At 71.1% G+C, this 24,275-nt stretch carries 21 protein-coding genes and 1 tRNA gene; 9 read left to right on the top strand and 13 right to left on the bottom strand.

What is annotated here, in order from left to right:
- Positions 1–32: 32 nt before the first annotated feature.
- Positions 33–953 carry a LysR family transcriptional regulator gene (locus ACYVK5_RS10645; protein ID WP_460704632.1) on the bottom strand — a complete coding sequence of 307 codons (921 nt, stop codon included), beginning with the start codon at positions 951–953 and terminating at the stop codon, positions 33–35.
- Between the two features lie 152 nt (positions 954–1,105).
- Between ACYVK5_RS10645 and ACYVK5_RS10640 the strand changes: the two genes are divergently transcribed.
- Entirely contained in the window at positions 1,106–2,038 is a 933-nt protein-coding gene (locus ACYVK5_RS10640) for a DMT family transporter (protein ID WP_460704630.1), read from the top strand.
- 143 nt (positions 2,039–2,181) lie between these two features.
- The gene (locus ACYVK5_RS10635; RefSeq protein ID WP_460704628.1) at positions 2,182–4,194 is read left to right on the top strand and encodes a glycoside hydrolase family 15 protein; all 2,013 of its coding nucleotides are present in this window, start codon (positions 2,182–2,184) and stop codon (positions 4,192–4,194) included.
- 79 nt (positions 4,195–4,273) lie between these two features.
- On the opposite strand, the gene ACYVK5_RS10630 is transcribed toward ACYVK5_RS10635, so the two are convergent.
- Positions 4,274–5,122 carry a Bax inhibitor-1/YccA family protein gene (locus ACYVK5_RS10630; RefSeq protein ID WP_460704626.1) on the bottom strand — a complete coding sequence of 283 codons (849 nt, stop codon included), beginning with the start codon at positions 5,120–5,122 and terminating at the stop codon, positions 4,274–4,276.
- Between the two features lie 283 nt (positions 5,123–5,405).
- On the opposite strand from ACYVK5_RS10630, the gene ACYVK5_RS10625 reads away from it, so the two are divergent.
- Entirely contained in the window at positions 5,406–6,497 is a 1,092-nt protein-coding gene (locus tag ACYVK5_RS10625) for an ABC transporter ATP-binding protein (protein ID WP_460704624.1), read from the top strand.
- On the top strand, positions 6,494–7,390 hold the full coding sequence (locus ACYVK5_RS10620; protein WP_460704622.1) for an ABC transporter permease: 897 nt from the start codon (positions 6,494–6,496) through the stop codon (positions 7,388–7,390). Before ACYVK5_RS10625 ends, ACYVK5_RS10620 begins: the two co-directional genes overlap by 4 nt.
- A gap of 320 nt (positions 7,391–7,710) precedes the next feature.
- Here ACYVK5_RS10620 and ACYVK5_RS10615 read toward each other — a convergent pair whose 3' ends face one another.
- Positions 7,711–11,103: an efflux RND transporter permease subunit gene (locus ACYVK5_RS10615; protein WP_460704620.1), complete on the bottom strand. Its 3,393-nt coding sequence runs from the start codon at positions 11,101–11,103 to the stop codon at positions 7,711–7,713.
- Positions 11,104–11,398: 295 nt separating this feature from the next.
- Here ACYVK5_RS10615 and ACYVK5_RS10610 point away from each other — a divergent pair, with 295 nt between their 5' ends.
- From ACYVK5_RS10610 to ACYVK5_RS10600, 3 genes are all read left to right on the top strand, one after another.
- Positions 11,399–11,647, top strand: a complete 249-nt coding sequence (locus tag ACYVK5_RS10610; protein ID WP_460704618.1) for a hypothetical protein — start codon at positions 11,399–11,401, stop codon at positions 11,645–11,647.
- Between the two features lie 303 nt (positions 11,648–11,950).
- Entirely contained in the window at positions 11,951–12,592 is a 642-nt protein-coding gene (locus ACYVK5_RS10605; protein ID WP_460704616.1) for an ArsR/SmtB family transcription factor, read from the top strand.
- Between the two features lie 115 nt (positions 12,593–12,707).
- Positions 12,708–13,310, top strand: a complete 603-nt coding sequence (locus ACYVK5_RS10600) for a ClpP family protease (RefSeq protein ID WP_460704614.1) — start codon at positions 12,708–12,710, stop codon at positions 13,308–13,310.
- A gap of 292 nt (positions 13,311–13,602) precedes the next feature.
- On the opposite strand, the gene ACYVK5_RS10595 is transcribed toward ACYVK5_RS10600, so the two are convergent.
- The 10 genes from ACYVK5_RS10595 to mazG form a co-directional block, all read right to left on the bottom strand.
- Positions 13,603–14,073 (bottom strand): helix-turn-helix domain-containing protein, encoded by a 471-nt coding sequence (locus ACYVK5_RS10595; protein ID WP_460704612.1) that lies wholly within the window; start codon positions 14,071–14,073, stop codon positions 13,603–13,605.
- A 257-nt stretch (positions 14,074–14,330) separates the two neighbouring features.
- Positions 14,331–14,407 (bottom strand) — tRNA-Leu (locus ACYVK5_RS10590).
- Between the two features lie 117 nt (positions 14,408–14,524).
- Complete coding sequence (locus ACYVK5_RS10585) at positions 14,525–15,958, bottom strand: NAD(P)/FAD-dependent oxidoreductase (RefSeq protein WP_460704610.1); 1,434 nt, start codon at positions 15,956–15,958, stop codon at positions 14,525–14,527.
- A 93-nt stretch (positions 15,959–16,051) separates the two neighbouring features.
- Positions 16,052–17,107: a Ppx/GppA phosphatase family protein gene (locus tag ACYVK5_RS10580; protein ID WP_460704608.1), complete on the bottom strand. Its 1,056-nt coding sequence runs from the start codon at positions 17,105–17,107 to the stop codon at positions 16,052–16,054.
- A gap of 46 nt (positions 17,108–17,153) precedes the next feature.
- Complete coding sequence (locus ACYVK5_RS10575; protein ID WP_460704606.1) at positions 17,154–17,666, bottom strand: DUF501 domain-containing protein; 513 nt, start codon at positions 17,664–17,666, stop codon at positions 17,154–17,156.
- A 158-nt stretch (positions 17,667–17,824) separates the two neighbouring features.
- Positions 17,825–18,286 (bottom strand): FtsB family cell division protein, encoded by a 462-nt coding sequence (locus ACYVK5_RS10570; protein ID WP_460704604.1) that lies wholly within the window; start codon positions 18,284–18,286, stop codon positions 17,825–17,827.
- A 1,078-nt stretch (positions 18,287–19,364) separates the two neighbouring features.
- The gene (gene eno, locus ACYVK5_RS10565; protein ID WP_460704602.1) at positions 19,365–20,645 is read right to left on the bottom strand and encodes a phosphopyruvate hydratase; all 1,281 of its coding nucleotides are present in this window, start codon (positions 20,643–20,645) and stop codon (positions 19,365–19,367) included.
- Between the two features lie 139 nt (positions 20,646–20,784).
- Complete coding sequence (locus ACYVK5_RS10560; RefSeq protein WP_460704600.1) at positions 20,785–21,540, bottom strand: hypothetical protein; 756 nt, start codon at positions 21,538–21,540, stop codon at positions 20,785–20,787.
- On the bottom strand, positions 21,537–22,142 hold the full coding sequence (locus tag ACYVK5_RS10555; RefSeq protein WP_460704598.1) for an RNA polymerase sigma factor: 606 nt from the start codon (positions 22,140–22,142) through the stop codon (positions 21,537–21,539). The genes ACYVK5_RS10560 and ACYVK5_RS10555 overlap by 4 nt, the downstream gene beginning before the upstream one ends.
- A 203-nt stretch (positions 22,143–22,345) precedes the next feature.
- Complete coding sequence (gene mazG / locus ACYVK5_RS10550; RefSeq protein WP_460704596.1) at positions 22,346–23,179, bottom strand: nucleoside triphosphate pyrophosphohydrolase; 834 nt, start codon at positions 23,177–23,179, stop codon at positions 22,346–22,348.
- A 189-nt stretch (positions 23,180–23,368) separates the two neighbouring features.
- On the opposite strand from mazG, the gene ACYVK5_RS10545 reads away from it, so the two are divergent.
- Together ACYVK5_RS10545 and ACYVK5_RS10540 are read left to right on the top strand one after the other, a co-directional pair.
- Positions 23,369–23,824, top strand: coding sequence for a helix-turn-helix domain-containing protein (locus ACYVK5_RS10545; RefSeq protein WP_460704594.1), 456 nt, complete (start codon positions 23,369–23,371; stop codon positions 23,822–23,824).
- On the top strand, positions 23,821–24,222 hold the full coding sequence (locus ACYVK5_RS10540) for a HepT-like ribonuclease domain-containing protein (protein WP_460704591.1): 402 nt from the start codon (positions 23,821–23,823) through the stop codon (positions 24,220–24,222). Before ACYVK5_RS10545 ends, ACYVK5_RS10540 begins: the two co-directional genes overlap by 4 nt.
- The last annotated feature ends 53 nt before the right edge of the window (positions 24,223–24,275 follow it).

Raw genomic sequence — 24,275 nt, 5'->3', positions numbered from 1 at the left:
CGCTCTCAGCGGGCGGCCTAGCTGCGGGCGGCCTAGCTGCGGGCCGCCTCGCGCCGGGCCGCCTCGCGGGTGGCCGCCGTGCGGAGGGCGTCGATCGCGGCGCGCACCGGCGGCGTGTCCGCGACCGGGTCCGCGGCCACCACGTAGACGGACCGGACCGGCGTGGGGCGCACGATCCGCACCGCCACCGTGTGGGGCGGCAGGCTGATCGTGCCGAGCTCGGGCAGGATCGTGGGCCCGATCCCCGCGTCCACGAACGCGAGCGCCGTCGGGTAGTCGTGGGCCTCGACGTGGAAGGTGGGGCTGAAGCCGGCTGCCGCGCACGCCTCCAGGAGGTTCCGGCGGCACCAGCCCCGGGCGAAGTCGTTGTCGACCCAGGGTTCGTCGGCCAGGTCGGCGAGCTCGATCTCCTCCTTGCCCGCGAAGCGGTGCCCGGACGGGACGACGGCGACGTAGGAGTCGTCGAGCAGGTGGTGGGCCGTGAAGCCCTTGGTGGTGCGCGTGTACTCGGGCTTCATGACGACGAGTTGCAGGTCGGGGCGTTCCTCCGGCAGGTCGGCGACGTCGTCGCGCAGCTGGAGGTCGAGGCGCAGGCCGGGGAAGTCGGTGGTGAGTGCGCGGACGACGTCGGGCAGCCACGATGCGCCGATCGATCCGAAGTAGGCGATGCTGAGCGATCCGGTGCGGCCCTCGCGCAGGTCGGAGACCAGGGTCTCGGCGGCGCCGAGGCGGGCGAGGACGCCGTCGGCCTCGTCGGCGAGGGCGAGCCCGGCGGCGGTGGGGCGCAGTCCGCGGCCGGCCTTGACCAGGAGTGTCAGGCCGGTCTCCCGTTGCAGCGCGGCGAGGTGCTGGCTGACGGCCGACGACGTGTAGCCGAGGTTGACCGCGGCCGCGGCGACCGAGCCGCTGGCGACCACGGAGCGGAACACGCGAAGGCGGTGGACGTCGAGCATACGGATACCGTACAGCGAGACTGAAGTGTCGTACAGAACAAGTCGCTTGTGCTTCACGGTTGCGGCGGGTGAGCATCGTAGCCATGACGACCGCCGATGCCCTGTCCGAAAGCCGCCGGACACGACCCGTGGACACGGGTGATCCTCGCGGCATGAACACCACCGCCATCGCCCTGGAGCCCCTGGAGCCCCGCCAGGGCGAGCCGTCCGGATCCCGCGCCGGCTACCTGGTCCCGCTCGCCGCCGGAGTGACGGTCGTGCTGTGGGCCTCCGCGTTCATCGGGATCCGGGCCGCCGGGCACGACTACTCCCCCGGCGCGCTCACGCTCGGGCGGATCGCCGTCGGCACCCTCGCCCTGACCGTGCTGGCCGGAGTAGCCGGGAAGCTCCGGATCCCGCGCGGTCGCCTGCTCGCGGGCGTGATCGTGTGGGGAGTGCTGTGGTTCGGGGTGTACAACGTCGCCCTGAACGCGGCCGAGCGCACGCTCGACGCCGGGACCGCGGCGCTCCTCGTCCAGCTGGCGCCGATCCTTACCGCGGTGGTCGCCGGACTCGCGCTGGGCGAGGGGTTCCCGGCGCGGCTGCTGACGGGGATCGGGATCGCGTTCACCGGCGTGGCCGTGATCGCGTGGGCGTCGTCGTCGGGCACCTCCGACGTCGGGGCCGTGCTGCTCGGGCTCGCCGCGGCGGTGCTGTACTCGGCAGGCGCCCTGCTGCAGAAGCGGATGCTGCCGCGGGTCGACGCCTTGACCATGACCTGGCTGGGCTGCCTCGCCGGCACCGTGGCCGCCCTGCCGTTCGCCGGGACGCTGATCGCGGAGGTGGCAGCGGCGCCCGTGCCGGCCACGCTCGGGGTGATCTACCTGGGGGTGTTCCCGACGGCCATCGCCTTCGCCACCTGGGGTTACGCACTGTCGCACACGACGGCGGGCCGCCTGTCGGCGACCACCTACGCCGTGCCGCCGATCGCGGTCCTGCTCTCCTGGTGGCTGCTCGCCGAGGTCCCCACACCGATCGTCCTGGCGGGCGGCGCGCTGTGCCTGGGTGGCGTGATCCTCGCGACACGACGCCCCCGCACCCGCTGAGGGCGGCACGCGCGCTCGCCGGCTCCGCCTGAGGTCAGCGCGGAGCCGGCGTCCCGCAGCCGCGCGGCAGCGCTGTCAAAAGAAGTCCGACACCGGCGCCCATGGTTTGTCCAAGTGACCAAGCGTGGGGAACCCTTGGGTTCATGACGACGGATTCACCCGAGGCCGCGGCCCCACAGGCGGCTCGGCGGCGCCCGCAGAAGCGCGCCGACGCCCTCCCAGGCCCGATCAAGGGCCACACCTCCAGCGACGGAGCGTCGCCCCAGGCGTGGGACTGGCGCAGCAAGTTCCCGTCGATCGCCGACTACGGGTTTCTCTCGGACTGCGAGGCCAACGCCCTCATCGCGCCGTCGGGCGCGGTGGAGTGGATGTGCGTGCCCCGCCCGGACTCGGCCAGCATCTTCTCCGCGATCCTGGACCGCGGCGCCGGCCGCTTCCGCCTCAGCCCCTACGGGGTCCGCGTGCCGGTCGCGCGCCGGTACGTCCCGGGCACCCTCATCCTCGAGACGACGTGGCAGACGTCCACCGGCTGGCTCGTCGTGCGCGACACGATGGTGATGGGCCCGTGGCACGACGTCGAGAAGCGGTCCGGCACCCATCGCCGCACCCCGACGGACAACGACGCCGAACACATCCTGCTGCGCACGGTGAAGTGCGTGTCCGGCACGGTCGACCTCGAGGTGATGTGCGAGCCGCGCCCGAACTACGCGCGGAACGAGCCGGCCTGGTCCTACGACAACAGCGGCTACTCGAACGTCACCGCGAAACTCGGCAAGCACAACCCGGACATCAGCCTGACCTCGGACCTGCGCTTCGGTCTCGAGGGCCGCCGGGCCATCGCCCGCACCCGGATGACCGAGGGCACCACGCACTTCGTCGCGATGTCGTGGGGCTCCCAGCCCGCGCCGAAGAACTGGACCGAGGCGACCGAGGCGATGTGGCGCACCGAGCAGTACTGGCGCGACTGGATCACCCAGGGCAAGTTCCCCGACCACCCGTGGCGTATCTACCTGCAGCGTTCCGCACTCACGCTGAAGGGGCTCACCTACTCTCCCACCGGCGCGCTCATCGCCGCGGCGACGACGTCGCTCCCCGAGACCCCGGGCGGGGAACGCAACTGGGACTACCGGTACTCCTGGATCCGCGACTCGACGTTCGCCCTCTGGGGCCTGTACACGCTCGGCCTGGACCGTGAGGCGAACGACTTCTTCTCGTTCATCCACGACGTGTGCCGCGACAACAAGCAGCTCCAGATCATGTACGGCGTGGGCGGGGAGGAGACCCTCGAGGAGGCCGAGCTCGCGAACCTGTCCGGCTACGAGGGCGCACGCCCCGTGCGGGTCGGCAACGGCGCATACAACCAGAAGCAGCACGACGTCTGGGGCGCCGTCCTCGACTCCGTCTACCTGCACACACGCTCGCGCGAGCAACTGCCCGAGTCGCTCTGGCCCATCCTCAAGCGCCAGGTGGAGGAAGCCGCGAAACACTGGCACAAGCCGGACCGCGGCATCTGGGAGGTGCGCGGGGAGCCGCAGCACTTCACCTCCTCGAAGCTGATGTGCTGGGTCGCGATGGACCGCGGCGCCAAGCTCGCGAGGCTGTACGACGAGCACGACTACGCCGAGCAGTGGCAGAAGATCGCCGACGAGATCAAGGCCGACATCCTCGCCAAGGGCGTCGACGAGCGCGGCGTGTTCACGCAGCGCTACGGCGACCCGGCGCTGGACGCGTCCCTGCTGCTCGTGCCGCTGCTGCGGTTCCTGCCGCCGGACCACGAGAGCGTGCGCGCGACGGTGCTCGCCATCGCCGACGAGCTCACCGTGGACGGGCTCGTGCTGCGCTACCGCGTCGAGGAGACCGACGACGGCCTGGCCGGCGAGGAGGGGACGTTCACGATCTGCTCGTTCTGGCTGGTGTCCGCGCTCGTCGAGATCGGCGAGCTGGAACGAGCCAAGGCGCTGTGCGAGCGGTTGCTGTCGTTCGCGTCGTCGCTGAACCTCTACGCCGAGGAGATCGACCCCTCGAGCGGCCGGCACCTGGGGAACTTCCCGCAGGCGTTCACCCACCTCGCGCTGATCAACGCGGTCATGCACGTGATCCGCGCCGAACAGGGCGAGCACCAGAACCACTACTTCGGCGACGCCGACCAGCCCTGAGCGGTCCGGGTACGACGACGGCCCGGGTCCCTTCGCGATGAAGGGCCCGGGCCGTCGGCGTGAGTGGTTCAGCGGGTGATCAATCGCCGCTGAAGATGTTGATGATCGCCAGCAGGCGCAGGATCTCGGTGTACAGCCAGACCAGCGTCACGATCAGCCCGAACGCCGCGGTCCAGGCGAACTTCGCCGGGATTCCCTCCTCGACACCACGCTTGATGAAGTCGAAGTCGACCATCAGGGACATGATGCCGAGCACGATCGCGAACGCACCGACGGCAATGCCGAGCCAGCCGTTGCGCATGCCGAAGCCGCCGAGCGCGCCGGTCCAGATGAGAACGAGGTTGACCAGCGAGAACAGCGCGTAGCCGATCAGCGCCATCATGAGGAAGCGCGTGAACTTGGGCGTGACCTGGATCCTGCCGGTCTTGAACAGGAACAACGAGCCGGCGAACACGCACAGCGTGCCGAGGATGGCCTGGAAGACGATGCCCTCGTAGGCGTTGAACACGAAGGAGATGCCGCCGACGAACATGCCCTGGAACACCGCGTACGCGATGATCAGGAACGGCGACGGGTTCTTCTTGAACGCGTTGACCAGCCCCAGGATGAGGCCGCCGATCAGGCCGACCCACACCAGCGCCGGCGCGAGCATGAACGTCGCCGCGGCGACGACCACCAGCAGCGCCAGCAGGCCGCCGGTCTTGATGATCACATCGTCATACGTGAGGCGCTTGGTGTCGGCCGGGGTGGCCGACGGCGCGTCGTACATGGCGCCGAGCTGCGAGGCGCCCATGGGCGACTGGCCGGTCGCGCCGTACTGGGAGTAGGGGTTGGGGGCGGTGGCAGTACCACCACGGGCGCCTCGCGGCGCTCCGGTGCGACGTGGTTCACCGAATACGTCGCTGTTCGAAAAGACGGGGTTGCTCATGTGCTCCTCCTGGTCGTGGCACCCATGCTAGTGAACGTCACCGACACCCCGACAGTTCCCGGGCTGAGGGACCGGTCACCCGGCGTAGGCCTATGGGATGACCTCGTTCCGCCTATCGGATGATTCGCCTCGTCTCAGGGTTGAATCAGGGCTACTTCCGATGACGCGTGCCGGTGGGTCGCTCTAGTGTCGTGGGTACACGGCGTCGTCCCCCGACGACCCGACGCCCCCGCATCCGGAGAGCGAAAGCCGTCACCATGACTTCATCCACGAGGAGCGCATCATGATCGAGGCCCACGGTCTCGCCAAGCGATATGGCTCCAAGACCGCCGTCGACCACGTCACCTTCACCGTCCCGCCCGGCCGTGTGACCGGCTTCCTCGGCCCCAACGGGGCCGGGAAGTCCACCACGATGCGCATGATCATGGGCCTGGACAAGCCCACGGCCGGCACCGTCACGGTGAACGGGCGCCCGTACGCGAAGCTCACCCGCCCGCTGGCCGAGGTCGGCGCGCTGCTCGAGGCCAAGGCCGTGCACTCCGGCCGCTCCGCGTTCAACCACCTCCGTGCTCTGGCCGCCACGCACGGCATCCCCCAGCAGCGTGTGCACCACGTCATCGAGCTGACCGGGCTGGAGTCCGTCGCGAAGAAGCGCGTCGGCGGGTTCTCGCTCGGCATGGGGCAGCGCCTCGGTATCGCGGCCGCCCTGCTGGGCGACCCGCGGACGCTCATCCTCGACGAGCCGGTCAACGGCCTCGACCCCGAGGGCGTCATCTGGGTGCGCAACCTCGCCAGGCATCTCGCGTCCGAGGGCCGCACGGTCTTCCTGTCCAGCCACCTGATGAGCGAGGTCGCGCTCACCGCGGACCACGTCATCGTCATCGGCCGGGGACGCATCCTGGCCGACACGTCCGTCGAGGACCTGCTCGCGGCGTCGGAGCGCAAGCACGTCCGGGTGCGCTCACCGCAGGCGGGCGATCTGGCCGCACTCCTGCGGGAGAAAGACGCACAGGTCACGACCCCGGAGGCCGGCGTCCTGGAGGTCACCGGCCCCGACGCGGCGTCGGTGGGCGAACTCGCCGCCGCGGGCAGGATCGTGCTGCACGAGCTCACGCCCATCCAGTCGACGCTGGAGGAGGCGTACATGTCCCTCACGGCCGATGCCGTGGAGTACCGCTCGGAGACCATGACCGGTGACGCGGAAGCGCCCCGGACCGACACCACGCCGGCCATGGCCGGCGCGCACCTCGCCGACGGGCCGGCCGCGGAGACGCCCGTCGATCACCCGACCGCGTCGCACCCCGGACGACACTCCGGACGGCACTCCGCCGGCACGGTTCCCGCAGGTTCCTCGCAGGAGGTGAACGACCGATGAGCACGACGACACTCGACGCGCCCGCGACGCGGACGCCGTCGCCCGCTGTGACGGTGAAGAAGGTGACCTTCGCGCGCCTGCTGCACTCGGAATGGATCAAGCTCTGGTCGCTGCGGTCCACGTGGTGGACGCTCGGGTCGACGGTGGTGATCATCATTGGGATAGCCATGATCATCGCGATCGTCGCGCAGTTCCTCGCGGGCCAAGCCGCGGACGCTGGGGGTGAAGGCCAGGAGTTGGCAGGCCAGCTGTTCCCAGCATCCTCGGTGATCACCGCCGGCTACGACTTCGGGGCACTGGTGGTCGCGGTCCTGGGATCCATGCTCATGACCGGCGAGTACTCCACGGGGATGATCCGCTCCACGTTCACCGCCGCACCCGGCCGCCTGGGTGCGTACATCGCCAAGGCGACCGTGCTCGCCGCGGTGACGTCCGTGCTGGTGGCAGTAGGGTTCGGGCTGGCGTGGCTGACGACGTACCCGATCCTGGAGCCCCACGGCATCACGATCGACTGGTCCGACGCGGACCAGGTCCGGCCGCTCTACGGCGCCGTTCTGTACATGGTGCTCGTGGCGCTCTTCGCGATCGGAATCGGAACCCTCATCCGACACACGGCTGGGGCGATATTCACAGTGGTGGCGCTCTTCTTGGTCATCCCGATCCCGTTCGCGGTCGCGACGGCCTTCCCCGGTGCTCCGCAGTGGGCGATCGAGGTAAACCAGTTCCTGCCGAGCATCGCCGGCTCCGCGATCATCAACTCGGGCGGAGCACAGGCCGAGGGCATTCCCGGCCCGGAACTCCTCGACCCATGGGTCGGCGTCGGGGTTCTCGCCGCGTACGCCGGCGCATTGCTCGTCGCCGGCGCGATCTCCCTCAAGACGCGCGACGCCTGAGCAGCCTCCCTCTGGGGAACGACGGCGGCGCGGGTCCGGATTCCGGACCCACGCCGCCGTCGTCGTGCCCCCACTCCGGCCCCTTGAACCACGGGCACAGGACTGCCCGGACCGGGACTGACTTCGGTTCAGTAGGGCTTCGAATCCATTTAAGACGGCGCCAAAGGTCTGCGCGGCCCTGCTGAACGTGGCCCAGTAGCGGATGCCGAGAAGGGGCCCTGCCGGCCCGCCGGGCGAGGTGGTATCGGCAGGGACAGCGGCCGGTCCGGCACCCGCTCACCTCCGGCGAGCGCAGTGGCCGGCCCGGCCGCCCGTCCCCGCTACCGCGCCCCGGAGGTCGCCGGCTCGGCAGCAGCCTGGTGGGCCTTGATCTCCTCCCTCGCGGCGTTCCGGCGACGCCTCGCGTCCCGCTTGTCCGCGCGCCGGAGCTTGCCCCGCTCGATGAGCGAGTACAGCACCGGCACGATGAACAGCGTGAGCAGCGTCGAGGAGACGAGCCCGCCGATCACCACGAGAGCCAGCGGCTGCGCGATGAACGCCCCGCCGCCCGTGAGCCCGAGCGCCATCGGCGTCAGGGCGAAGACCGTGGCGAGCGCCGTCATCACGATCGGCCGCAGGCGCTGGCGGGCACCCTCACGCACGGCCTCGTCGAGGTCGCTGCCGCGCGTCCGGTACTGGTTGATGAGGTCGATGAGCACGATCGCGTTCGAGACCACGATCCCGACCAGCATCAGGACGCCGATCAGCGCGGGCACACCAAGCGGCGTGTTGCTGAGCAGCAGCGCACCCAGGGCGCCGGTCGCCGCGAACGGCACCGACACCAGCAGGATCAGCGGCTGCACCAGCGACCCGAAGGTAGCGACCATCACGACGTACACGATGAAGATCGCCGCCAGCAGCGCGAGCCCCAGATCGCTGAACGCGTCGGCCTGGTCCGCGGCGACACCGCCCACCACGACGCTCGCACCTGCGGGCAGGGTCACGTCCGCGATGCGCTCGTCGAGCGCGGTGGTCAGCACGTTGAGGTCCTCCCCGGCGGGAGTCACCGACACGGTGGCCGTCCGCTCGCCGTCGGTCCGGGTGACGGTCGTCGGAACCTCCTCGACCACCACGTCCGCCAGTTCGGTGAGCTGCACCGTGCCCGACGCCGTCGGGATCTCCAGATCTTCGAGCTCCGCCCGGGTCGCGGGCGCCTCGCCCGTGGACACGACCACGTCGAGGGTGCGCTCGTCGAGGTCCACGCTGCCCAGCGTCCGCTCCGGCGTCATCGCGGCGGACACGATCCCGGACACCGCCGACTCGCTCAGCCCGGCCTCCGCCGCCTTCTCGCGGTCCACCTCCACCTGCACGATCTGCTGCGCGGCGGCGAGGTTGTTCGACACCTCGGCGGCGCCTTCGACGTCGGCCACGGCGTCCTCCACCTCGGAGGCCGCCTCCGCGAGCGTCTCGGAGTCGAGTGCGCTCACCACGAGGTCCACGGTGGACCCGCCGAAGCCGCTGTCCTGGGAGGCGACCGTGACGCCGGAGGTCACGCCCGTGGCGAGGGGCTCGACGGCCTCCCGCACCTCGTCCGCGACGGCGGTGCCGTCCGCCTCCTCGTCCAGCGTGAGGGAGTACGACGCCGAGTCACCGCCGCCACCCATGAAGGCGATCTGGTCCGCGCCGCCCGAGCCCACGGTCGTCTGCACGGTCTCGACACCCTCGACACCGGCCAGCACGTCCTCGGTCTCGCGGGCCGCGTCGTCCTGCGCATCGAAGGACGTGCCGGGCTCGAAGTCCTGTGTGACCGTCAGCGTGTCCTGACCGCTGTCGCCGATGAAGTTCGTCTGCAGGCGCGGCACCATGGCGAGCGTCCCGCCGAGCACCACCACGGCGAGGAACAGGCTGACGACCGGGTGCCGCAGCGCGGCCCCTAGGGTCGGCACGTAGGCCCGCTGCCACAGGCCGCGGCGCTCCTTGGCCTCGGCGGCCTCCCGCTCGGCGGCCCGCGCCGCCTCGCGCTCCTCCTCCGTGCTGCCCGGCAGGTGCGGCGCCTTGACGAACCAGTACGCCAGCACGGGCACGATCGTGAGCGCCACGATCAGCGAGGCACCCATCGCAATCGCCACGGTCAGCGCGAACGGCCGGAAGAGCTCGCCGGTCATGCCGCCCACCAGGGCGATCGGCGCGAACACGGCCACCGTGGAGACGGTCGACGCGGCGATCGCGCCGCCCACCTCGCGCACGGCTCCGAGGATCGCCGGCAGCTTCTCCTCGCCGTACGACAGATGTCGCTTGATGTTCTCGATGACCACGATCGCGTCGTCGACCACACGTCCGATGGAGATGGTCAGCGCGCCGAGCGTCAGGATGTTCAGGGTGTAGCCGGTGAGGTTCATGATGATGAACGTCGCCGCGAGGGACAGCGGGATCGAGATCGCCGAGACCAGCGTGGACCGCATGGACGCGAGGAACAGGAGAATCACGAGGACCGCGAACAGCAGGCCGAGCCCGCCCTCGGTGGACAGCCCCTCGATGGACTCCTCGATGAACGGCGCCTGGTCGAACACGACGCCGACGGTGACGTCACGCGCGTCGAGCGTGGTCGAGAGGTCGTCGAGCACCTCCTGCACCGCGTGCGACACCTCGACCGTGTTGCCGTCCGGCGTCTTCGTGATCGCGATGCCGAGCGACGGCTCGCCGTCGAGGCGTGACGCGGAGGTGACGGGAACGGGCTCGCGCTCGACCGTCGCGACGTCGCCAAGGGCGACGGGCTCGATCGTGGGCCCGGCGGTGTCCGCCGGCAGCCCCGTGCCCGACGACGGGTCCTGGGTGCCCGCACCGCCGGTCGTGGCGCCCGTTCCCGGGCCGGCAGCCGCGCCTGCCCCGCCGGCCGCAGCACCGGCGTCGGCTCCGGCCGCCGCACCGGCTCCGGCTCCCGCCTCTGCACCAGCACCTGCCCCGGTTCCGGCCGCGCCCTGACCACCCCCTGCGGAAGGAATCAGCGGGAGTTCCCGGAGCGCCGCGATGCCGTCGAGGCTGGTGCCGAGTTCGACGGACCAGGTCCGATCACCCTCGGTGAGGGTGCCGCCGGGCACAACGACGCCGTTGTCCTGCAGGAGCGTGGAGAGCTGATCGGTGGTGAGGCCGGCATCGGCGAGCTCGTCCTCGTCCGGCGTGATGACGATCCGGTCCTCCTGGACGCCGCTGACCTCGACGCCGCGGACGTCGCCGAGCTTCTCCAACTCCGGGACGATCGCGGTCTCCACGGTGTCCGCGAGCGCGTCGTTCGACTCGTCGCCGGCGACGGCGAGCTGCACCACCGGGAGGTCGTCGAAGGATCCGGCGATGACCTGCGGGTCGACGTCGTCGGGCAACGCCTGGCCGATTCTGGTGATGGACGCCTCGAGGCGCTGCGTGACGCGCTCGATGTCGGTGCCGTAGGTGAACTCGACGGTGGTCATCGACAGGCCGGTCGAGATGTCGGAGGTCACCGACTCGACCCCGTCGATCGTCTGGGCGGCCGACTCGATCGGTTCGGTGACGCGCTCCTCGATGACGGAGGGAGAGGATCCGGGGTACGGCGCGACAACGATTCCCATGGGGAGCTGGAGCGACGGGATCAGCTCTTGTTTGAGCTGGCCCATGCTCAGCACGCCCATGACGGCCACCGCGACCGTCGTCAGTGCGACGACGGCGCGATGCGCCAAGGACAGGCGGGCAAGACGGAACACGATTGCCTCCACGAACGGGCGGGACTTCTGGGGGACAGCCCCACGACTCCGTCGTCGTGGTGCATCCGGTCCAACGAGGGGCACGCCGGCCGGAGTTCCCACTCTACGAGGTTTTTTTGCAGCCGCTGCAAATTTGTTGTCGGCCCGTGACCGGAGGCCTCCCACGAGTCGGACGCGGGCCGGATCCAGTTGCCGACACTTGTTTGCAAAGAAATACTTGCAAAGATTTCTTGGCATCAGTACGGTGGTGGCACAGCACGGCGTTCCGTACCTGTCCTACCCAGGGAGACCCACCATGAGCACGCTCGACGCCACCTTCACCACCGTGTACGCCAGCCAGGCCGCCGGCCGGAGCGACAGCGCCACGAGCACCGCCCGCCCGAGCGCCCACGCCGACGCGCGTGACCGGAACGCGAGCCGCGCCGAGCGCGCCGCCCGGCGCCGGCAGGACGCCGTCCGCCACGAGCGCGACGCCCGCCGGGACGAGCAGATGGAACGCGCCCGCGACAACGCCGCGGCTCGTCACCCGCTCGGCCTGCGCTGAGGTGCCGCATCCCTGCCGCACCGGCGCCGCATCGCTGCGGCATTCGCGCCGCATCTGTGCCGCATCCGCCCGCATCCCTGCGGCGTCCCTGCCGCACTGATGCTGCATCCCTGCGGCTTCTCTGCTGCATCTCGGCTGCATTCGTGCCGCGTTTCGGCTGCATCTCGGCTGCATCCGCCCGCTCCGCGCGGCGTCCCTGCCGCGTCCCTGCCGCGTCCCTGCCGCGTCCGTGCCGTGGGTTCGAAGCACCGCAGGTTCGGCGAATGCACGAGTCGCCGTGAACCACGAAGTAACGTCTGGTCCATGACCGGAGCGAAAGAGCAGAGCGCCCCACTCGACGCGCCCGACACTCCCGGCCCGCCCCCGCAGCTCGGGCCGGCCGCGCTCCGGGCGCTCGCCCACCCGTTGCGCCTGCGGATTCTCGATCTGCTCTCCGCCCGGGGAACCCTCACCGCGAGCAAGCTCGGCGAGATCGTCGGCGAGTCGAGCGGATCCACCAGCTACCACCTGCGTCAGCTCGAGAAGCACGGCCTGGTGCGTGAGGTGGAGGGCAAGGGCACGGCCCGGGAGCGCTGGTGGGAGCGAACCCCGGGGGGCTTCTCGATCTCCATGACCAACCGGGAGTCCCCGGCGGCCCGGGCGACCGCCGAGGCCGTGAACCTGGAACTCCTGCGTCTGCGGAGCGAGCGGACACTGGCGTTCATGAGCCACGCCAACGACGCCGACGACGCGATCTCCGACACCTGGCTCCCGGGGACCACCTTCGCCACCGCCCACCTGTGGGCCACCCCCGAACAGCTGGCCGACGTCCTCGCCGCGTGGAACCGGTTCAGCGCCGAGCACCTCGACCCGCTCAGGGGGCAGGCGGAGAAGACCGGTGCGGTACCCGTCGAGGTCCACTTCGACGCCTTCCCGCTCATCGACGGCCAGGGCAACCCGCTCTGACCGCTGCCGCGCGGTGTCCGAGGGCATCCAGCACTCGCTCCCGTATGCCGTCGGCAGATCTGCCGCAGGCCGAAGAGTCTTCCCGTCCGGGCCGACGTCGGACACCGTGGTCGACATGACCGACAGCCGGACCATCCCACTCGACGACCATCTCGCCACGCGCCTGCTGCACCAGCGGATCGTGGTGATCGGGCACGAGATCGACGACGCCCTGGCGAACCGTGTGACCGCACAGCTCCTGCTGCTGTCCGCCGAGGACCAGGACGCCGACATCGCCCTCTACATCAACTCCCCCGGCGGTTCGATCACCGCCGGCATGGGGGTCTACGACACGATGCAGCTCCTCCCGAACGACGTGGCGACCGTGGCGCTCGGGTTCGCCGGGTCGATGGCGCAGTTGCTGCTCACCGCCGGAGCCGCCGGGAAGCGGTACGCGCTGCCGCACGCGCGGATCATGATGCACCAGCCGCTCGGCGGGATCGGCGGGACCGTCTCCGACATCGCGACCCAGGCCGAGAACCTCAAGCACACCAAGCAGGTGGTGACCCGGATCCTGGCCGACCACACGGGCCAGTCACCCGAGACGATCGCCGCGGACTCCGACCGCGACCGCTGGTTCACCGCCGAGCAGGCCCAGGCCTACGGGATCGTGGACAAGGTGGTGAATCGCGTGGGCGATGTCCGGCCCGCGGGCCACGGCCGGCGAGCAGGGCTCTGACCGACCACGGGGCCGCCCGGCACGAGGTTGCCGACACGAGCACGAGGTTGCGGGCCGCCCTTCTCGGGTGATGCGCGGCAACCTCGTGCTTGTGTCGCTCGCCTCGTAGCCGCGCCACCAACCTCGTGGCCGCAGCGCTGACCTCCTGGTCACGTGGCTGACCTCCTGCCGCGCCACCCTCGTAGCCGCGCCACCAACCTCCAGGCCGCGTCGCCAACCTCGTGGCCCGCCGCACCGCCGAGTGAGCGGCGATCGACGCGCAGACGTTGGGGCGAGTCTCCGATGCAGGACCCTACGCGGCGAGCAGTACCGCGTCTCCGGCCCGGCCCGTGTCGTGCGCGGTCCGGCTCGGAAGGCGAGTGAGATCCGCGCTGCCACCGCGCTCGGGGACGGCGAAGCCCGCCCGGTTGCGCCGCGCCCGGGAGGACAGCACGCGGATGCGGCGCTCTTCGTCGGCTCGGGCGCTCGCGAGGGCGAGATCGGCCCACGCCCGCTCGACGAGGTCGGCCAGCCGCATCCCGAGCGCCGCGCACACCGCGGCCAGCACCTCGGACGACGCTTCCTTCCGTCCGCGCTCCACCTCGGACAGGTACGCGGTGGAGACCCGCGCCTCCGCAGCGACGTCCGACAAGGTACGGCGCTGCGCCGTGCGGGCACGCCGGAGGATCCTGCCCACGAGGTCTCGGAGGAGCGGCTCCGGCGTGGTGCCGAACTCGGCCGGTTCACCCGGCCGACTCATCTGCTGCGTCGGCTGTGTCGTCACGATGCCTACCACCCTCCCCGTCGACTGCCACCACCGTAGCCGGGGACACTGACACCCGAACAGACGACGTCACCCATCGGCCGCCGTCGTACGCCAACCGCGTAAGCGGGAACACGCCCGACCCGGCCACCGGGCCGCCGTCGTACCCGATCCACGCGACCGGCTCCCCCGTGAGCTGGGCAATCACGACGGCATTCGCTCGCGGGCCGGCTGAGCCGCCCCTCGCGAGGGGCAGGGCAGCGGACGCACGGATCGGGTGGTGCCCCCAACGGGATTCGAACCCGTACTCTGCCGGGTTTAAGCCGGCTGCCTCTACCAGTTGGGCTATGGGGGCGTCACACCAGAGAATAGCGGCGGACCAGGTGGTGGCCTTCCGCTCAGACGCGCTGAGCCGGAACCACCGCCCGGTCCGCGAACGATCGCCGGTACGCCCGCCCGACGGCGGAGCCCTCTACTTCCCGGCGGACACCTCGACGTTCTGCACGGCCTGCTCCTTCGGCTTCGGCGGCACGGCCGCGGCGCGGAACTCGCTGCGCGGGTCGTGCATCGAACCGAGCGACACGAGCTCGCGGCCCAGGAAGAACTGGCTGATCCAGCCGGCGAGGATGCGGGACTTGCGCGTGAACGTCGGCATCGCCATGAGGTGGTAGGCCCGGTGCGCCATCCACGCGAGCGGGCCGCGCAGCTTCAGCCAGCCGAACAGCTCGGCGACGCCCTGATAGAGGCCGAGCGACGCGACCACGCCGAGGTTCGCGTGCTCGTAGTCCTTCGAGGTCCTGCCGTGGTGCTCGGCCACGATGTTGTCCGCCAGGCGCTTCGCCTCACGGATCGCGTGCTGCGCGTTCGGCGGGCAGAAGGAGCCCGGGTTGAGGACGTCCGGCACGGCGGCGCAGTCGCCCGCGGCCCACGCGCCCTCGACGACGACGCCGTCCTCGCCGACGACCTGCAGCGTCGGCTTCACGGTCACCCGGCCCAGCTTGTCGAACGGGAGGTCCGAGTCCTCCTTGATGACCGGGTTCGCCTTGACACCCGCCGTCCACACGACGGTGTCGGTGTCGAACTCGACGCCCGTGGACGTCACCACGTGGCCGCCCTCGCAGGAGGACAGGAACGTGTTGAGGTGGAACTCGATGCCGCGTTCCTTCATCTTCTCCAGGGCGTAGAGGCTCATCGGCTCCGTGACCTCGGGCAGGATGCGGCCCGCGCCCTCGATCATGACGAAGCGCAGATCCTCGGGCTCGATCGTGTCGTACTGGCGCGTCGCGTAGCGCGCCATGTCCTCGATCTCGGCGAGCGCCTCGATGCCCGCGAAGCCGCCGCCCACGAAGGTGAAGGTGAGCATGCGCTTGCGCAGGTCGGCGTCCCAGGTGGAGGACGCGAGGTCGAGACGGTTGATCACGTGGTTACGGACCGCGATGGCCTCCTCCACGTTCTTGAAGCCGATGGCGGTCTCCGCGAGGCCCGGGATCGGCAGGGTGCGCGACACGGAGCCGAGTCCGACGACGAGCTCGTCGTAGGAGACCTCGTACGGCTCGCCCTCCTCGGGCGTGATCTGGACGTGCTTGCGGCCGTGCTCGATCCTGGTGACCTTGCCCTGCAGCACGTCCACGCCCTTGAGGGCGCGACGGTGGGGCGCGACGACGTCGCGGTCATCGATCGATCCAGCGCTCGCCTCGGGCAGGAACGGCGCGTACGTCATGTACGGACGGGGATCGACGACGACGATCGCCGCCTCCCGCTTCTTCAGCTTCCTGCGCAGGCGGCGCGCCACGTAGAGGCCGACGGACCCACCGCCGAGCACCACGATGCGCGGCACCTTGCGCAAGCGGGGCGCGGCCGACGCGTCCTGGGCATGGCTGACCGAGGTCAGGTCGTTCTGAGGCATGATTCTCAGACTACCGCGCCACGACACGCCGTCCGGTGCCCTGTCCACGCGCTCTCAGCGTGACGCGTACCACGGTGAGGGAGCGGCAACACGTCAGACGAGCGACAGCGCGATCCCGTCCAGGATGTCGTGCTCGCTGGTCACCACGTCCGTCAGCGTCCCGCCGGCCGCCTCGACGTCGTGCACCACGCGCTCGACGACCTCGGACCAGACCAGCGCTCCCGCGGCGATCACGTCGACACGCCCGGGGTGCAGGAAGCCCATCGCCCGGCGCTCCTCGCGCGAGGACGCCAGCAGCGCCTCGCACGATGCGAGGACGGCCCGCACCGGCAGCTCGGCGCCGCCCACGCGGCCACGGTCGTACGCCGTCAGGCCCAGGGCGTGCGCGGTGATCGTGGTGATCGATCCGGCGAGCCCCACCAGCGTCCGGGCCTTGCCGAGCGGGACCACGCGGGCGGCGTCGTCCAGCGCGGCCCGGACGTCCGCCCGCGCGGCGGCCACCTCGGCCGGCGACGGCGGCTCCTCGGCCGGCAACGGCCGCTCCTCGGGCGCACCCGCCCCGCCCCGCGAGCCCGCGTGCGCCTCCCCCGCCGTCGGACCCGCCGTCGAGCCCGCCGCGACACCGGCCGGCGGCGCGAAGTGCCTCTCGGTCATGCGCACCGATCCCACGTCCATGGAGTGGGCGGCATCCACGTGGTCCGTGCCGAGGACCAGCTCCGTCGAGCCGCCCCCCAGGTCCACCACGAGGAACGGGCCGGGATGGGTCTGCGCGACGGCGCTCGTGGCGCCACGGAACGACAGCGCCGCTTCCTCGCCGCCCGAGATCACCTCGACGTCCACGCCGAGGATGTCCCGCACGCCGGAGAAGAACTCGTCCCTGTTGCGCGCGTCCCGCGTGGCCGACGTCGCCACATACCGCACCTTGGTCGCCCCCAGCGACTCGATGGCCTCCGCGTACTGCCGCGTCGCCGCGAGCGTGCGCCCCAGCGCATCGGGGTGGAGTTCACCGGTGCGATCGACGCCCTGCCCGAGCCGCACGATCTCCATCCGGCGGTCGAGCTCGGTCAGCGCTCCGGCGTCGTCGATGTCGGCGACGAGCAGGCGGATCGAGTTGGTACCGCAGTCGATGGCGGCGACTCGGGAGGTCATGGATCGGTCTCCTCGGGGGGCTCGTGAGCGGGAACGACAGCGGAAATCAGCAGGTGCAGCGGTCCGGGCGCCAGTCGTCCCGTGCGAGCGCGAGCGTCTCGTCACCCAGCGGGTTCACGCCCGGACCCGCGGCGAGGGCATGCGCCATGAGGGCGTGCAGGCATTTCACGCGCGTGGGCATGCCCCCCGCGGAGATCCCGTCGATCTCCTCGACGTGGCCGAGCTCCTCGCGCCGCGCAATGTAGTGCTCGTGCGCCGCGCGATGGCCGGCGGCCAGTTCCTCGTCCTCGCTGAGCCGCTCGTTCATCTCCTTCATCACGCCGATCGCCTCGAGGCGCGACGCCGCCGCCACCGCACCCGGGTGCGACAGGTAAAAGGTGGTGGGGAACGGCGTCCCGTCCGGCAGACGCGGCGCGGTCCGCGCGACGAGCGGCCGCCCGCACACGCAGCGCGCGGCGATCCCGACCACGCCGCGCGGTACCCGCCCGAGCTGCTCCCGGAGCACGGCGAGGTCCTGCGGGTCGACGGTCTCGGAACTCACGGCGGCTCTCTCACTCACCCGCCCATTCTCCCCCACCCGCTCCCGGGCGGCGGCCTGACGTCGGTCGCTTGTCGGGTGGTCGGCTCGATGTCGCGAAGTCGGTCCCCCGAGCGACCGATCATCCGACAACGGGCCGACCACCCGACAACGGGCCGACCATACGGACTCGCGGTCGCTCACTCCGAGTCGGCGATGCGGAGGGAGTCCCAGAGCCTCGTGTACCAGGGGGTGTTCTCGCCCTGGTCCTCCCGCGGGGTCTCCACGGGGCCGGGTTCCGGCTCCTCCTCCCGCACCGACTCGCCGTCGAGCGTGCGCCACGGCGTGTCGCCCGGCATGACGAACCGGAGCCGGGTCCTGGCCTGCTCGATCACGTACGACTGGTCGTCCCACCGCGCCCGCTCGTTCTCCAGTTCGGCCTTCTCGTCCTGCTGTTCGGAGAGTTCCTGCCGCAGTTCCGACAGCTGCGCCTGCTGCGCCACCGCCGCCCGCACGGTCGGCAGCAGCAGCACGATCGCCAGCAGCACGACCACCGACAGCACGAGCGCCCGTACCGTCAGCACCTCCGGCACCGCGAGCCCGTAGCGGGAGCGCTGCCGTTCGGCCCGCGCCGCCCGCACCGAGCCGCCACCCGCCGGCACGCTCGCGTTCGTGGTGCGCCTCGGCCGCGGCTGCGGCGGCCGCTTGGCGTTCCCCGGCCCGCGCCGCGGACTCTTCGAGCTGTCCGACGACGACCGTGGCCGCGTCCCGGAAGCACCGGAGCGGTTGCCCGTGGCAGGCTTCGGCGACACAGGCCGGGGAGTCGCCGACTGGGGCGACGCGGTCCTGGGCGGCGCCGACTTGCGGGAGGTACCGGACTTCAGGACCGCGGGCTTGCGGGAGGTACCAGACTTCGGGACCGCGGACTTGCGGGGGGTACCAGACTTCGGGACCGCGGGCTTGCGGGACGCACCCGACTCGGAAACCGCCGTCTTGTCCCGGGCACCGGCCCCGGGCGCCGGAGACCTGCCCGAGGCGCCCGCCCCGGACGCCTTCTTACGGGAGGTACCGGACTTCGGTGTCGTGGATTTCGGCCCGGGCGTCTTGGCCCGGGCGATCTTCCCCGAAGTCGGCCGACCTTTCGAGGACGCGGTCGCCCCCGAATCTCCGTGTCCGCCACTCGCCGCCGTCGCCCCCGAGGATCCTTGCCCGCCCCGGGCCGCCGTCGTCCCCGAGGCCTCCTCCTCGCCCAGGGCGGCCGTCGTCCCCGAATCATCGGACGGCTCCGGGCGGGCAGCCGGACGGCGCCGCCCCGGACCGGACGGCGACGCGGGACGACGAGACGAGGGCACGCCACGATTGTGCCGACCGCAGCCTCGATGATCACGACATTTCGAACGGCGCGCCGCCCACGCATCCGGCGGCAGATCTACTGACGGCCGTTCAACAGGGCGGGACCACCCCTTTCGGACCCGCCGAAGTGGGTCCGCGACCCTACTGAACCCGACTCAGTCCGCGAGCGGCCCGGGGCGGCAGGAGAGCCCGCCACCCTCGCCTGGAACAGCAGTGTGGTCGGGGGTTTTCCGCATGGTCGGTCAATCACTTGACCGACCATGCGGAAAACCCCCGACCACACTGCTGTTCGGAACCTGGCTGGCCCGCGCCGCACGAAACCGGCGCGGCCCGGCCCCCGGTGGAGGGCAGCCCGGGTTCCGGGGCTCAGCCCGGTCTTCCGGGAGCTCAGCCCTGGAAGCGGGGGAACGCCGTGCGGCCGGCGTAGACGCCGGCGTCGTCCAGGGCGTCCTCGATGCGCAGGAGCTGGTTGTACTTGTTGATGCGCTCACCGCGAGCCGGGGCACCGGTCTTGATCTGGCCGGCGTTGGTGGCCACCGACAGATCCGCGATGGTGGTGTCCTCGGTCTCGCCGGAGCGGTGCGACGTCATCGTGGTGAAGCCGTTGCGCTGGGCCAGCGTGACCGCGTCGAGCGTCTCGGTCAGCGTGCCGATCTGGTTGAGCTTGACCAGCAGCGAGTTCGCCGACTTCTCCGCGATGCCGCGGGCCAGGCGCTCGGGGTTGGTGACGAACAGGTCGTCGCCCACGATCTGCACCTTGTCGCCCACCGACTCCATGAGCGCCGCCCAGGCGCCCCACTCGTCCTCGCTCAGCGGGTCCTCGATGGAGACCAGCGGGTAGTCGGCCACGAGCTGCGCGTAGTAGTCGACCATCTCCTCGGTCGACTTCTTGCCGCCTTCGAAGGCGTAGGAGCCCTCGGCGAAGAACTCCGTGGAGGCGACGTCGAGCGCGAGCGCCACGTCGGTGCCCGGCGTGTAGCCGGCCCGCTCGATCGCGACGAGGATCAGGTCCAGGGCCTCACGGTTGCTCGCGAGGTTCGGCGCGAAGCCGCCCTCGTCGCCGAGCCCCGTGGCGAGACCCTTCTCCTTCAGCACCGACTTGAGGGCGTGGTACACCTCGGTTCCGCTGCGGAGCGCTTCCTTGAAGGTCGAGGCGCCGATCGGCGCGACCATGAACTCCTGGATGTCCACGTTCGAGTCCGCGTGGGACCCGCCGTTCAGGATGTTCATCATCGGAACGGGCAGCACGTGCGCGTTCGGCCCGCCGACGTAGCGGAACAGGTCCAGGCCCGAAGACTTCGCCGCGGCCTTCGCGACCGCGAGCGACACTCCCAGCACCGCGTTCGCGCCGAGGTTGCCCTTGTTCGGGGTGCCGTCCAGCTCCAGCATCGTCGCGTCGACGATGCGCTGCTCCTCGGCTTCGTACCCGATCAGCTCGGGCGCGATCTGGTCGTTCACCGCGGCGACGGCCTGCTCCGTGCCCTTGCCCAGGTAGCGGCTCTTGTCGCCGTCGCGCTTCTCGACGGCTTCGAACGCGCCGGTCGACGCGCCCGACGGCACGCCGGCGCGGGCGTAGGTGCCGTCGTCCAGGACGATCTCGACCTCGACGGTCGGGTTGCCGCGCGAGTCCAAGATCTCGCGTGCTCCAACGGCTTCGATGCTAGCCACGGATTCTCCTTCTCAGGATGTTGCTCGGAGGTTACGGCTCCCACCCTAGGACGTCCCGCGAGAAGCCGGGGAGCTGTCCGCGATGAGCCCGCCCCGCGGTCCGGTGCGCACGACCCGGCATGCGCACCGTCCCAGTCCATCAATGCAGCGTGTCCGGGCTGTAGACCACGATCTGGACGTCCTCGTCCACGCGCATCTCCCAGAGGGTGCACTCGAACGCATCGCCGGTCTCGAGCGCCGTCGGGGAGAGCTCGTGGTCCGGGCCGAGCAGCCCTTCGACGAGCGAGAGCGCCTCGTCCCGGCCGATGCACCTCCCGCCGCCCTCGGACGCCTCGACGGAGGTGAGTGGCCTGTCGAAGGGCGGCCCGGCATCTTCCTCGGCGACCCGCATCGCAATGGCCGCGGCCGTCTCCTCCTCGATGAAGTCCCAGGTGCACGTCTCCTCGTCCTCACGGGGCATGCCGTGCGAGATTCCCCCGATCTCGATCTCGACCTGCCTCAGGTACGACTCCGTCCAGTCGATGCCCTCGTCCGACGTCGGACAAGCCCGCTGGACCCAGCCGACCGGGCCCTGCTCGGCCGGGGTGCGCGTCTCGGACGGGCTCGGCTCGGGCTCGCGGCCGACCAGCGTCTCGACCTGCGCGGAGAACGCGTCTCCCGCGATGGACCCCAGAGCGCCGGAGGCGTACGCCGCGCCCCCGCCCGCGAGGACCAGGCCGAGTCCCCCCGCCATCATCGTCCCCCGCAGCATCCGGCGACGGACCTGCTTCGTGCTCCGCTCACTCATCATGATCCCCTCCCTGAGGGCGTCGAACGCCCCCGGGTCGACGGCGTCGAGGCGCGCCGACCTCGCAGGGTCCGCCGCACGCAGCGCGTCCATGGCGTCCTGGTTCATCGGGCCTCCTCGACTCCGGAGTGAGCACTCGCCCACTCACTCATGACGTGTCCGGTTCGCTGCGATCGTTTCCGCGCACCGTCAGCCTCTGGCTCGTCACCGGACGCGATCCGAGCCAGACGCTCGGCGAGCCGGCGCCGCGCCCGGTGCAGCCGCACCCGGACCGTCGCCCGCGACACGCCCAGGACCACCGCGATCTCGTCCCGGGCCAGATCCTCCCAGGCGACGAGCCGGAGGATCTCCTGGTCGTTCTCGTCGAGCCCGGCCAGTGCCAGCTCGATGTCCGAGCCACCCCGCAGACCGGCGTCGGCGGGCGGAACGACCTCCACGAGCTGTGCCCTCAGACGGTCGGCGAGCGCGGAGCGCCGTCGTTCGCCCCGGTAGTAGTTGGCGAGCACCCGCCGCGCGACGCCGAACAGCCACGGGCGCGCCCCGTCCCCGCGCGGGACCTCGGCGATGCGACGCCAGGCGACCAGGTAGGTCTCCGCCACGACGTCGGCCGCGTCGGCAGGGTCGGAGACCCGGCGCACCGCGTACGCGAGCAGTGCCGGATTCGTGTCGGCGAAGAGCACCGAGAAGCGCTCGTCGTCAGTGGTGGGCATACGGCTCCCTGTTCGGCGGCTCACCGGTGTGTGTGCCGGACATCTTGCACATGTCCGGTCCAGGCCGCAGCGTTACAGGAGGTTCGCGGTCGATCTCCGACGGGCGCGGACTGGAGGTCGGCCGTTCGCGCGGCGGCTCCGCGACCGGGCCGGCGCTGCCGCGTCGGCCTCAAGCCTTTGCGGCCGCCGAATCCGCGGCGGCCTCAAGCCTCTGCGGCCGCCGAATCCGCGGCGGCCGACTCCGCGGCACGCACCTGCGCCTCCAGCGCGCGGCTCGCGGCGCGCATCGCCTGCTCGGCGTCGACGCCGTCGGCCTGCGCCCGGCGCACGACGTCGAGCAGCTCGGCCCCGTAGCGCTCCGCGAGGTCGTCCGACGACGGAGCGCGGTCCGATCCACCCTCGTCGCGCCGCGGCGTGGCACCGGTGCCGGTGCCGCCGGCGCCCGACGATCCGGTGCCCGGCGACCTGTTGTCCGCCACCCCGCCGGGAAACTCTGCCCCCGGGACGCCGGCCTCCGGTGTCCCGACGCCGGGCGATCCGGTAGCCGGCTGCCCGGTGCCCGGCCCCTCCGCGAACCCTGCCTTGGCCGCGCGGGACACGACCTTCTGCGCGCGGGCGAGCGCGCCCTGTGCCAGCGGGATGCCCTCCAGGACCGACGTGCGCTGCTTCTCGGCCTGCTTGATGTCCTCCCAGCCGGCGAGGACGTCGTCGGCGGAGCGCTCCTCGCCGTCCGGGGTGAACACGTGCGGGTGCCGCCGCACGAGCTTGTCGGCGAGGTCGCGGGCGACGTCGTGCACCGTGAACGGCCCGGGCTCCTCGGTCGCGATCCGCGCGTGGAACAGCACCTGCAGCAGCACGTCCCCGAGCTCTTCGCGCATGTGGTCTCGGTCGCCGGACTCGATGGCCTCGGCCAGCTCGTGCGCCTCCTCCAGGAGGTACGGCACGAGCGAGGCGTGCGTCTGCTTCCGGTCCCACGGGCACCCGCCCGGCGAGTAGAGACGGTCCATGACGTCGACGGCGCGGCGCAGCTCATCCATGCGCCGATGCTCCCACGCCGCCGGGTTCCTGGGCCGGGCAGCGCGTCGGCACTACGGCGCCGCGCCGCCTCTCGCCGACGGCCGGGCCGCGTTCCCGCCGCGTCACCATCCTGCGCGGCCTGGCTCAGCACCTTCCACCATGCCAAGTGCGCGGTCGCGCGCGACTTCCAGCGCCGATACTCTTGATACATGAAGGGTGACCCGCAGCTCAGCCTGCGCGAGATGCGCGAGGCTGCCGGCATGACACAGCAGCAACTCGCCGACGCATCGGGCGTCGCGCGTCCGAACATCGCCGCGTACGAGTCCGGGCGCCGCCCGCTCACCGGCGCCATGCGGGAGCGGCTCGTCCACTCGATGCGGCGGCCGTCCCAGGTACTCGGGTCCCGTCGCCGCGAGGTTATCGCTCTCATCGAAGAAGCAGGTGGGCGCAATCCGCGAGTGTTCGGCTCCGTCGCCCGCCATGAGGACACGCCGGCCAGCGACATCGACCTGCTGATAGATCCCGGCCCGGGGATGGACCTGTTCGCGTTCGCCCAACTGCGCCAGGACATCGAAGAAACGCTGGGCATCCACGTCGACCTGGTCAGCGAAGGCGGCCTCAAGCCGAAGCATCACCGGATCCGGGAGGAAGCGAGACCCTTGTGACTGAGAACCGAACAGTGCTCGCCGAGAAGTACGGCGAGCGCACCGTCACATCGCTCGACGATTTCGTGGAACACACCGGGATGGCGGCTCGCCTCGTCGCGTTCGGCAGAGACCGGTTCTTCGCCGACGAGTTCGTCATGCTCGCCGCGGAAGCCGTCGCGATCCGACTCGGGGAGTCCATCAATCGCATGGACAAGACATTCCTCGCGGACCACAGCCACCTCGGCCTCCAGCCGATCCTCAGCACTCGCCATGTCATCGCGCACGGCTACGACATCATCGACCACGAGGTTCTGTGGCGCGCGTACGCCGAGCGGCTGCCCGGGACTGCCACCGCCGTCCGGTCTCTCCTCGGCGACGTGGCATCTCCGATCACGACGAACGCCGGGACCGCATAGCTTCATCACAGCGTCACGACAGGTCCGGCTCAGCGGTTCTCGCCACCCTTGGC

The organism is Myceligenerans halotolerans (assembly GCF_054782975.1).
Note: the sequence above shows the minus strand (reverse complement) of the source record. Positions and strands in the feature narration are given on the sequence as shown.